Annotated in this window: 10 protein-coding genes; 5 read left to right on the forward strand and 5 right to left on the reverse strand. The window is 63.6% G+C overall.

Translation table 11 applies throughout. From position 1 onward, the window contains the following. Positions 1-227: 227 nt before the first annotated feature. A complete protein-coding gene (locus tag FJ951_RS28175; protein WP_140518326.1) occupies positions 228-434 on the forward strand; it encodes a hypothetical protein in 207 nt (68 codons plus the stop codon). Positions 435-564: 130 nt separating this feature from the next. Here the strand turns inward: FJ951_RS28175 and FJ951_RS28180 are convergent, their stop codons facing one another. The 3 genes from FJ951_RS28180 to FJ951_RS28190 are packed head-to-tail and all read right to left on the reverse strand — an operon-like array spanning position 565 to position 2,514. Further along, a complete protein-coding gene (locus FJ951_RS28180) occupies positions 565-750 on the reverse strand; it encodes a DUF3008 family protein (RefSeq protein ID WP_140493851.1) in 186 nt (61 codons plus the stop codon). Positions 751-809: 59 nt separating this feature from the next. Beyond that, complete coding sequence (gene murI / locus FJ951_RS28185; protein WP_140518327.1) at positions 810-1,598, reverse strand: glutamate racemase; 789 nt, start codon at positions 1,596-1,598, stop codon at positions 810-812. After that, positions 1,591-2,514, reverse strand: a complete 924-nt coding sequence (locus FJ951_RS28190; protein WP_140493855.1) for an RNA methyltransferase — start codon at positions 2,512-2,514, stop codon at positions 1,591-1,593. Before FJ951_RS28190 ends, murI begins: the two co-directional genes overlap by 8 nt. 213 nt (positions 2,515-2,727) lie before the next feature. On the opposite strand from FJ951_RS28190, the gene FJ951_RS28195 reads away from it, so the two are divergent. Beyond that, positions 2,728-3,939, forward strand: a complete 1,212-nt coding sequence (locus FJ951_RS28195; protein ID WP_140493857.1) for an NADP-dependent isocitrate dehydrogenase — start codon at positions 2,728-2,730, stop codon at positions 3,937-3,939. An 87-nt stretch (positions 3,940-4,026) separates the two neighbouring features. Further along, positions 4,027-4,653 (forward strand): glutathione S-transferase N-terminal domain-containing protein, encoded by a 627-nt coding sequence (locus FJ951_RS28200; protein WP_140518328.1) that lies wholly within the window; start codon positions 4,027-4,029, stop codon positions 4,651-4,653. Between the two features lie 150 nt (positions 4,654-4,803). On the opposite strand, the gene alaS is transcribed toward FJ951_RS28200, so the two are convergent. Both alaS and recA read right to left on the reverse strand, forming a co-directional pair. Continuing rightward, positions 4,804-7,470, reverse strand: a complete 2,667-nt coding sequence (gene alaS, locus FJ951_RS28205; RefSeq protein ID WP_140518329.1) for an alanine--tRNA ligase — start codon at positions 7,468-7,470, stop codon at positions 4,804-4,806. 304 nt (positions 7,471-7,774) lie between these two features. Further along, positions 7,775-8,872, reverse strand: coding sequence for a recombinase RecA (recA, locus tag FJ951_RS28210; RefSeq protein ID WP_010909075.1), 1,098 nt, complete (start codon positions 8,870-8,872; stop codon positions 7,775-7,777). Between the two features lie 282 nt (positions 8,873-9,154). On the opposite strand from recA, the gene FJ951_RS28215 reads away from it, so the two are divergent. Continuing rightward, positions 9,155-10,099, forward strand: coding sequence for a carbohydrate kinase family protein (locus FJ951_RS28215; RefSeq protein ID WP_140518330.1), 945 nt, complete (start codon positions 9,155-9,157; stop codon positions 10,097-10,099). A gap of 46 nt (positions 10,100-10,145) precedes the next feature. Next, positions 10,146-11,063 (forward strand): pseudouridine-5'-phosphate glycosidase, encoded by a 918-nt coding sequence (locus tag FJ951_RS28220; RefSeq protein WP_140518331.1) that lies wholly within the window; start codon positions 10,146-10,148, stop codon positions 11,061-11,063. Positions 11,064-11,224: the final 161 nt, after the last annotated feature.

Genomic DNA, 11,224 nt, shown 5'->3' on the forward strand with positions numbered 1-11,224 from the left:
AACCGCTTCGACGCCAAAACAGAAGCGGACAGATCATGTGCTACCAAACCGGACAACTTGATTAGCTACCGACAGGTTCCAACTGGCGCCGCCCGCGCTATTAGAACAATTCCCGGAAAGCGCTAGCGGTTTCTACCCGGGATTGTGTAAAAAATCGGAGCGGGGCGGCGATTCCCCGAAGCTGAACCGCTCCAGGAAGGGACTTGAGCAGAGGAGCCTGAATTCGGATGAAGAAGTTCTTTCTAAGCCTGACTGGTGCGACGGTGTTGGCCGGATCGATGGCCGTCATCACGCCGGAGCCGGCGATGGCAAGGCATTGGCAAGGTCACCGGCCTCATCAGGTATGCCGGATCGTGGTCAAGAAGCGCGTCGTCTGGCGCCATGGTCACCGCCATGTCATTCGCCAAAAAGTGCGACGCTGCCACTGGCGCTAACAGCCGCCACTGGCGCTGATTACGTCGGCCATTGACCAGACAATAACATCAAGGCCTGCGACCCCGTCGCGGGCCTATTTCTTGCCATTGGACGAGCCCTTCACAAAGGGCGTGCCAAATAGCGCTTCCCTCAGTGCTTCTTTTTCTCCGGCAGATCCTTGCGCTTGGTTTCGGCGAATTCCTCGAGCTGCTTTTCGCTCATGGATTCGTACATCCCTTTGGAAGCGCCTTTGAGCTCGCTCTTCTTGGTCTCGCCGCGCTTGGCCGACAATGCGGCGCCGGCGGCCTTCTGCTGGGCTTTCGAGGTGGCAGGCATGGTTTTTCTCCCTTCATTGCCTGGGAGAAAACGAAACGGCCTCGCCAATGTTCCGGAAATCAGGCGACCGCCAGTCCAAAGCCCTGCATCAAACGGCTGATGGCAAAATCCGCCTTGCCGGACGTGAAGACCGCGATGTCCGGCTCACCATGCGGCAACGGCCCATTGACCGGCGACAGCAGCGACATCGCCCGCCGGGCGATCGCTTCGGCAGGATCGATCCAGTCGACCGGCCAGGGTGCGGTCTTGCGCATGCGGTTGACCAGAAAAGGATAGTGCGTACAGGCGAGCACGGCGATGTCGGTGCGCATGCCGTCGCGCTCGATGAAACACGGGGAGATCTCGGCGCGCACGGCTTCCTCGTCGACGAACCCTTCGCGCATATAGGCTTCGGCCAGCCCCGCCAGGCGGTCGCTACCGACCAGCCGGACATGGCACTTCTGCGCCCATTTGCTGATCAGGTCGCGCGTGTATTGCCGTTTCACCGTGCCCGGCGTCGCCAGCACGGAGACGAGGCCGGAGCGGGTACGCTCCGCCGCCGGCTTGATCGCAGGCACGGTGCCGACAAAGGGATGGCCGGGAAATCTCTCGCGCAACGCATCGATCACCAGCGTCGAGGCGGTGTTGCAGGCGATGACCGAGATGGCCGGGGCGAACCGGTCGAGCAATTTGCCGAACAGGTCGAGAATATGGACCCGCAGCGCCGGTTCCTCCCAGGCGCCAAAGGGGAAGGCGGCATCGTCGGCGATGTAGACGAAGCGGCGGTCGGGCATCAGCACGCGCGCCTCGCGCAGCACAGTCAGCCCGCCAATGCCGGAATCGAACATCAGGATCGGCTGATCAGTCATTGTCGGTTCCCTTGCCGCCGAGCGGCGGCGCGGCGTTGTCGTCGTCATCGGCCACCTGACGATCCGCATTGGTCTTGCGGCCGGGACCGCCGGCGCGCGCCGCTGCCGGAAGCCGCCTTGGATCATCTCCCGGAGAGCCGTCGCCGCGCGGCATCGCCGGCGAGAACCTGTCCAGCGACGAGATGATGCCGCGCAGCACCTTGAGCTCCGGCTCGGCAAATCCCGCCCGGGTCAATACGGCGCGCAGATTGTCAACCATCTTCGGCTTCTTCGGCGCCGGCCGGAAATAGCCGCGCGCTTCGAGTGCGCCTTCGAGATAGGCGAACAATCCGTGCAGTTCTTCCTTGCTGGCCGGCTTCATGTCCGGACCCGTAAAGTTGGTCTTGGTCTCGTCCTCGAGGCCGGATTTCATCCACTCGTAGGACATGAGAAGCGCGGCCTGGGCGATGTTAAGCGAGGAGAAATCGGGATCGACCGGAAAAGTGACGATCTCGTCGGCGAGGCCAACCTCGTCATTATAGAGGCCGAAACGCTCGCGGCCGAACAGGATGCCGGTTCGCTGACCCATGCCATGGCGAGCCCGGAGCACCCTGCCCGCCTCGACCGGCCCGCGCACGGGCTTGAAGCCGTCGCGTTGCCTTGCGGTGGTCGCGAAAACGAAATTCAGGTCGGCCATCGCCGTGGCGAGATCGTCGAAAACCTTGACGGCATCGATGACATGGTCGGCGCGGCTGGCCGCCGCCCGCGCCTTCTCGTTCGGCCAGCCGTCGCGCGGGTTGACGAGGCGAAGTTCGACCAGGCCGAAATTGGCCATGGCGCGCGCAACCATGCCGATATTCTCGCCGAGCTGCGGCTCCACGAGGATGATGGCGGGGCTGGCGACTGAAGCGGTATCGGAATCTTTGGTGACGGGCATGATTGTCAATGAACTGCTGTTTGCGGCATTTCAGCGTCCCCTGCCATATTCGGCCGCGAAAATGAACCATTCGCAAATGGCGGGGCGATCGCTTCGCTTTCGTGACCGATCGTCGTTTGCGCGGCCAAAAACGCTTTGATATAGGGGCGCATCCCCGGCCGAACGCCACGCGGGCAAGGCCGTCCCATTTCCCAGCAACGAGGCATTCTTTCCATGGCGAAGATCAAGGTGGCGAACCCGGTCGTCGAACTCGACGGCGACGAGATGACCCGCATCATCTGGCAGTTCATCAAGGACAAGCTGATCCACCCTTATCTCGACCTCAAGCTTGAATATTACGACCTCGGCATCGAGCATCGCGACGCCACCAACGACCAGGTGACCGTCGATTCGGCCAACGCCATCAAAAAATACGGCGTCGGCGTGAAATGCGCGACCATCACGCCCGACGAGCAGCGCGTCGAGGAATTCAAGCTGAAGAAGATGTGGAAGTCGCCGAACGGCACCATCCGCAACATTCTCGGCGGCACCATCTTCCGCGAGCCGATCATCATGAAGAACGTGCCGCGGCTGGTGCCCGGCTGGACCAAGCCGATCATCGTCGGCCGCCACGCCTATGGCGACCAGTACCGCGCCACCGATTTCCGTTTTCCCGGCAAGGGCAAGCTGACGATCAAGTTCGTCGGCGAGGATGGCCAGGTGATCGAGCACGACGTGTTCGACGCGCCCGGCGCCGGCGTCGCCATGGCCATGTACAACCTAGACGAATCGATCCGCGAATTCGCCCGCGCTTCGCTGAACTACGGCCTGCTGCGCAACTACCCGGTCTATCTCTCGACCAAGAACACCATCCTCAAGGCCTATGACGGCCGCTTCAAGGATATTTTCCAGGAGGTCTACGAGGCTGAGTTCGAGGCCGAGTTCAAGTCCAAGAAGCTGTGGTACGAGCACCGCCTGATCGACGACATGGTGGCCTCCAGCCTGAAATGGTCGGGTGGCTATGTCTGGGCCTGCAAGAACTATGACGGCGACGTACAGTCCGACACGGTGGCGCAGGGGTTCGGCTCGCTCGGCCTGATGACGTCGGTGCTGATGACGCCGGACGGCAAGACGGTGGAAGCGGAAGCCGCGCACGGCACCGTGACGCGCCACTATCGCCAGCACCAGAAGGGCGAGGAAACCTCGACCAATTCGATCGCCTCGATCTTCGCCTGGACCCGGGGCCTCGCCCATCGCGCCAAGCTCGACGACAATGCTGAATTGAAACGCTTCGCGGAGACACTCGAAAAGGTCTGCATCCAGACCGTCGAATCCGGCTTCATGACCAAGGACCTGTCGCTGCTGATCGGCCCCGACCAGCCCTGGCTTTCGACCACTGGTTTCCTGGACAAGATCGACGAGAATTTGCAGAAGGCGATGGCGTAAGCACCCGCGGGTTCAACATGCCGAAGGCTCCGGAAGGAGCCTTCGCTTTTTTGGGCCAACGAAAATCGAAAGCAAAGGACTGGCAACATGGCCAAACCGGTCCTCTACGGCGCCGACTACAGCGTTTACGTGCGCATAGCGCGCATGGCGCTGGAGGAGAAGGGCGTCGACTACGAGCTTGTGCCGGTCGATGTGTTCGCCGCCGAGGGCATCCCCGGCTGGTATTTCGAGCACCACCCGTTCGGCCGCATCCCGGCCTTCGAGCATGACGGTTTTCGCCTGTTCGAGGCCAGCGCGATTGCGCGCTATGTCGACGAGGCGTTCGACGGGCCGCCTTTGCAGCCGAAGGATCCGCGCGGCCGCGCGCGGATGAACCAGATCATCGGCATGCTCGACGCTTATGGCTATCGGGCCATGGTCTGGGACGTCGCCGTGGAGCGGCTGGAGAAGGCGTCGCCTGACGAAGCGCTGATTGTCAGCGGATTACGACAAGCAGGAACGGTCCTTCAGGCGCTCTCATCATTGAGATCCCCGGGGCCGTGGTTGCTCGGCAATCAACTGACGCTCGCCGACCTGCATGCGGCACCGATCATCGGCTATTTCGTCAAGGTGGCGGAAGGGCGCAAACTGCTGGCTCGCTTTGCCGACATACAGGACTGGTGGGATTGTATTGCTAAACAGGCAAGCTTTGCCAGGACTGAAAAGGCCGGCTGATCTGCGACAGCGCAGCGCAGCGATATTCGATTCAGGTCAACGATTTCGCGGACAGCCGATCATTGATGTCGCGCCGCCCATCATGAGGGGCCGCGCGACCTCGAAGGGAAGCAACCGGCCTGGAGCGTTGCCCCCCAATTCTGCAATGAATCACGCCGCCTCCAGCGCCGCCCTCACCGCAGCAATCGCGTCGTCGGCCTTCGAGGCATCGGGGCCACCGGCCTGCGCCATGTCGGGCCGGCCGCCGCCGCCCTGCCCGCCGAGGGCGGCGGAGGCGACACGCACCAGGTCGACGGCGCTGAAACGGCCGACGAGATCATCGGTGACGGCGACCACGACGCTCGCTTTGTTGTCCTCGCCCGCACCGACGAATACGACCACGCCGGAGCCGAGCGAGCTTTTGCCGGCGTCGGCGAGCGGCTTCAGATCCTTCGGCGAGACACCGGAAACCGACTTGCCGAGGAAGCCGACGCCCGCGACGGTCTCGTTGGCGGCCGGCGCGTCAGCGGGCGACCCGCCGCCCAGCGCCAGCTTCTTGCGCGCTTCGGTGAGCTCCTTCTCGAGCTTCTTGCGCTCTTCGAGCAGGGCTTCAACACGCGCCGGCACGTCGGCCGGCGAGATTTTCAGTGTTGCCGCGGCCGCCTTCAGCCGCCGGTCCTGTTCGTCGAGATGCTTGCGCGCGGCCTCGCCCGTCAGCGCCTCGATGCGGCGCACGCCTGCGGCGACGGCGCTGTCGGACACGACGCGCACCAGGCCGATGTCACCGGTTGCCCTGACATGCGTGCCGCCGCAAAGCTCGACCGAATAGGGGCGGTTGGCCTTGGCGCCATGTAGGCCCGTGCCCATAGACACGACGCGCACCTCATCGCCGTATTTCTCGCCGAACAGCGCCATGGCGCCTTCGGCAATGGCATCGTCGACCGACATCAGGCGCGTGATCACCGGGCTGTTCTGCACCACGATCTCGTTGGCCATGCGCTCGACCTCCTCGAGTTCCGAGGGCGAGATGGGCTTGTTGTGCGAGATGTCGAAGCGCAGGCGCTCGGGCGCGACCAGCGAGCCCTTCTGTGCGACATGGGTGCCCAGCACCTCGCGCAGCGCCTCATGGATCAGATGCGTCGCGGAATGGTTCGCGCGCAGCCTGGAGCGCCTCGCATGGTCAACCTTCAGCTCGACGGCGGCACCCGTCCTGGCAGTGCCGCTGACCACCTTGCCGAGATGCACGAACAGCCCGTCGGCCTTCTTCTGCGTATCGGAAATCTCGATCGAGAAGCCTTCGCCTGAAATGGTTCCGGTGTCGCCCATCTGGCCGCCGGATTCGGCATAGAACGGCGTCTGGTTGACGACCACGGCTACCGCTTCGCCCTTGCCGGCGCTGTCGACGGTCTTGCCGTCGCGGACAACCGCCTGGATGATGCCTTCCGCCTGCTCGGTCTCGTAGCCGAGGAATTCGGTGGCACCGGCTTTTTCGCGCACCGGGAACCAGACCGCTTCCGTCGCCGCCTCGCCGGAACCTGCCCAGTGCTTACGCGCCTCGGCCTTCTGCTGCTCCATCGCATTGGTGAAGCCGGCAAGATCGACCGAGATGTTGCGCTGGCGCAGCGCATCCTGCGTCAGGTCGAGCGGGAAGCCATAGGTGTCGTAAAGCTTGAAGGCCGTCTCGCCGTCCAGCATGTCGCCGGCGCCGAGCTTTTCCGTCGCCTCCGACAGCAAACCGAGGCCACGCACCAGTGTCTTGCGGAACCTGGTCTCCTCAAGCTTCAGCGTCTCGGTGATCAGCTGTTCGCCGCGCACCAGTTCCGGATAGGCCTGACCCATCTCGCGAACCAGCGCCGGCACCAGCTGCCACACCAGCGGCTCGTTCGCACCGAGCAATTGCGCATGCCGCATGGCGCGGCGCATGATGCGGCGCAGCACATAGCCGCGGCCTTCGTTCGATGGCAGCACGCCGTCTGCGACCAGGAACGAGGACGAGCGCAGGTGATCGGCTATGACGCGATAGGATGCGACGGTCTCGGCGTCGGGACCGCGGCCGAGCGCGGACGACGCCGCATCGATCAGATGGCGGAACAGGTCGGTCTCAAACACGCTTTCCACGCCTTGCAGGATGGAGGCCATGCGCTCCAGCCCCATGCCGGTGTCGATCGACGGGCGCGGCAGGTCAATGCGCTCGTCCTTCGTCACTTGCTCGTACTGCATGAACACCAGGTTCCAGAATTCCAGGAACCGGTCGCCATCCTCCTCCGGGGTGCCGGGCGGACCGCCCCAGATGTGCTCGCCGCGATCGATGAAAATTTCCGAGCATGGCCCGCACGGCCCGGTGTCGCCCATCGCCCAGAAATTGTCGGAGGTTGGGATGCGGATGATGCGATCATCGGAAAAGCCGGCGATCTTCTTCCAGAAGCCGGCCGCCTCGTCGTCGGTGTGGTAGACGGTGACGAGCAGCTTGTCCTTCTTAAGCCCGAACTCCCTGGTAATGAGGTTCCAGGCCAACTCGATGGCGCGCTCCTTGAAATAGTCGCCGAAGGAGAAATTGCCGAGCATCTCGAAGAAGGTCAGGTGGCGCGCGGTGTAGCCGACATTGTCGAGGTCGTTGTGCTTGCCGCCGGCGCGAACGCTTTTCTGGGCGGTCGTGGCACGCGAATAGGGCCGCTTCTCCAGGCCGGTGAAGACGTTCTTGAACTGCACCATGCCGGCATTGGTGAACATCAGCGTCGGATCGTTGCGCGGTACAAGCGGGCTCGACGCCACGACCTCGTGACCCTCCTTGCGGAAATAGTCGAGAAATGTCGACCGGATCTCGTTCACGCCACTCATGAATGCTGCCTTTTCGAGAGAGCCGCCGGCCGGACCGGCGGAAAATGGGCTCTGCTTTAGAAGATGGAGCTGGCCTTTTAGCCGCCGCTTGGCACCCTGTCCAGAAACACGCAAGCCGGCCAATTCGCGGTTCACCAGCCACCCAAAACGCAAACCGCCGGCACGGGGCCGGCGGTTTGAAACGCAATACTACAGAACTCGATTACATAAGCTCAAATTGATGAACCGGGATTATGGCCGAACTCGGGCCATAAACCGAACGCTAGATCGCGCCGGCGAACGCTTGAATTGCGCCGGCGAACGCTTACATCGCGCCGGCTTCATCCTCGAACCCATCATCGCCACCTTCGGAGCCGCCATTCTCAAGGAATTTCTCGGCGATCAGTCCGGCGTTCTGCCTGAGCGCAAGTTCGATCTCGCGCGCCGTATCGGGATTGTCGCGCAGGAACAGCTTCGCGTTCTCGCGGCCCTGGCCGAGACGCTGCGAATTGTAGGAGAACCAGGCGCCCGACTTCTCGACCACGCCGGCCTTGACGCCGAGATCGACCAGCTCGCCTGTCTTCGACACGCCTTCGCCGTACATGATGTCGAACTCGACCACCTTGAAGGGCGGCGCCAGCTTGTTCTTGACCACCTTGACGCGGGTCTGGTTGCCGACGACCTCGTCGCGGTCCTTGACCGAGCCGATGCGGCGGATATCGAGACGCACCGAGGCGTAAAATTTCAGCGCATTGCCGCCGGTGGTGGTTTCGGGCGAGCCGAACATGACGCCGATCTTCATGCGGATCTGGTTGATGAAGATGACCATGGTGTTGGAGCGCGAGATCGAGGCGGTCAGCTTGCGCAGCGCCTGGCTCATCAGGCGGGCCTGCAGGCCGGGCAGCGAATCGCCCATCTCGCCCTCGATTTCGGCGCGCGGCGTCAGCGCCGCGACCGAATCGACCACCAGCACATCGATGGCGCCGGAGCGCACCAGCGTATCGCAGATCTCAAGCGCCTGCTCGCCAGTGTCAGGCTGCGAGATCAGGAGGTTTTCGAGATCGACGCCGAGCTTGCGGGCATAGACCGGATCGAGCGCATGCTCGGCATCGACGAAGGCGCAGATGCCGCCCTTCTTCTGGGCTTCCGCCACCGTGTGCAGCGCCAGCGTCGTCTTACCCGAGCTTTCCGGCCCGTAGATCTCGATGATGCGGCCGCGCGGCAGGCCGCCGACGCCAAGCGCGATGTCGAGGCCGAGCGAGCCGGTCGGCACGGTTTCGATCTCGACGACCTGCTCGTTCGCGCCGAGCCGCATGATCGAGCCCTTGCCGAAAGCCCGCTCGATTTGCGACAGCGCCGCATCCAGAGCCTTTGATTTGTCCACTGCCTTATCCTCTACAAGCCGCAAGCTGTTCTGAGCCATGATACATCACCCCGTAGTCGTCAATGAAGGCCGGACAATCCGTAATCCTTGGTTATTTGTACCTTTTTTGTTCTCATTTGGCAAGAGGGATCAAGCATTTGAAAAATAAGCAACATCCTAATTTGTTCTTTTTTTGTCTCACGATTCGGCTCCAGCATGACCCGAATATTAGGCCAGGCTGGTTCGCCGTGCCGGCCTCACGAATCGCTGGTTGTTGCCTGCGAAGCTCCGTCGCACAGCATGGCGCTTGTGCGTGACCGCCAACAAAGGTCATATCGGCGCATGGTGAGATCTCCAAGAGTCCTGGCGGTGGGCGGCGCCCATATCGACAGGCGCGGCCAGGTGTCCGGCGCTTACGTGCCGGCTGCCTCCAACCCGGGCACGATGCGCGAGGACGTTGGCGGCGGCGTCTTCAACGCATTGCGCAGCACGGTGCGGCGAGGCGTCTCGGGCTCGTTGCTGTCGGTGCGCGGCGGCGATGCCGCCGCCGACACGGTTTCGCGCGCCATCGCCGAAGCAGGCATTGCCGACCTGTCCGCGGTGTTCCTCGACCGCACGACGCCGAGCTATACGGCGCTGATCGACCGCGAGGGCGAACTGCTCGTCGGCTTTGCCGACATGGCGCTTTATGAACTGGCATTTGCAAAGCAGATCCGCCGCTCCAGGGTGAGGGAGGAGATCGCCGCCGCAGATGCCGTCCTGTGCGACGCCAATCTGCCATCGGCGGCTCTGGAGCGGCTGGTGTCGCTTGCCGCCGGCAAGCCCGTGTTCGCCATTGCCATTTCGCCGGCCAAGGTCGTGCGCTTGACACCGGTGCTCGGCGGCCTGGCCGTCGCCTTCATGAACAGGCGCGAGGCGGTGGCGCTTGCCGGACTTGACGATGCCGCCTCTCAAAAAACTATCCTCGACGGGCTGAGAAGCGCCGGCCTCGACAGCGCGGTGGTCACGGCGGGCGGCGGCCCGGTGCTGGGCTTCGACCGCGACGGCAGCTTTGCCGTCGTCCCGCCCCCTCCAAGAAAGGTCGTGGACGTCACCGGCGCCGGCGATGCGCTTGCCGGCGCGACGGTCGCCGCCCTACTGCGCGGCATGCCCTTGCGCGCGGCGTTGCGCGAGGGCGTCGCCGCCGCGACGCTGGCTATTGAAAGCGCGAGCGCCGTTCCCGATTTCACCACGGCGACTTTCGCGCAAGCGCTGGCTCTTGTGCCCGAAGAGCAGAAAATGGCATGAGACCGGCATCCGAAAGGATGCGCCGCACTTCGGATTGGAGATCCAGATGACCCCAGACACCGCCCGCGCCTTCATCGATGTCCACGCGCCGGTGGCGCAAGCCTTGGCCGCCGGGAAGCCCGTGGTGGCGCTGGAAAGCACCATCATAACCCACGGCATGCCCTACCCCGACAATGGCGCCATGGCGGCCGACGTGGAAAGGATCATTGCGGACGGCGGCGCGGTGCCGGCGACGATCGCCGTGGTGGCGGGCCGCATCAAGATCGGCCTCTCCGACGGAGAACGCGAATCGCTCGCCATGACCGGCGACGCCATGAAGCTCTCGCGCGCAGATCTCGGCTTCGCCGTCGCGCAAGGGCGCACCGGCGGCACCACGGTTGCCGCCACAATGATCGCCGCGCATATGGTTGGGATAAAGGTGTTCGCCACCGGCGGCATCGGCGGCGTGCACAAGGGCGCCGAAAAAAGCTTCGACATTTCCGCCGACCTCGATGAGCTGGCGCGCACGCCCGTCATCGTCGTCTCGGCTGGGGCCAAGGCCATCCTCGACATCGAAAAGACGCTGGAGGTGCTGGAGACCCGCGGCGTGCCCGTGATCGGCCATGGCTGCGAGACCATGCCGGCCTTCTGGTCGCGGCAGTCGCCGTTCCGCGCGCCGCTGACCTTGCACGCGCCGGAAGAGATCGCGCATTTTTACAAGACGCGACAGGCGCTGGGCCTGAGCGGCGGCATGCTGATCGCCAATCCGGTGCCGGAGGATCACGAAATCCCGGCCGGCGAGATGGCCGGCTACATCGAGGCCGCCCAGAAGGCCGCCGAGGCGCTCAACGTTACCGGCAAGGCGGTGACGCCGTTCCTGCTCTCCAAAATCCTCGAACTCACCGGCGGCCGGAGCCTGAAGACCAACATCGCGCTGGTCGAAAACAATGCTCGGCTGGCAGCGCGAATTGCCGGGGCGCTGTAGGACGCCGGAAATACGAGCGGCGGCACCACGGCTACTCGCGACCACCGAGTTCCGTCACGCCCTCCTCTGTCCTGCTGGACGTCTCCGAAAAAGTCTGCACTGCCTCATCGCCCCGAGGTCCTAGCGTTATTTTCCCGCCCGCCGCCCCGCCTCATAGGCCC

The organism is Mesorhizobium sp. B2-2-3 (assembly GCF_006442405.1).
Classification (GTDB): domain Bacteria; phylum Pseudomonadota; class Alphaproteobacteria; order Rhizobiales; family Rhizobiaceae; genus Mesorhizobium.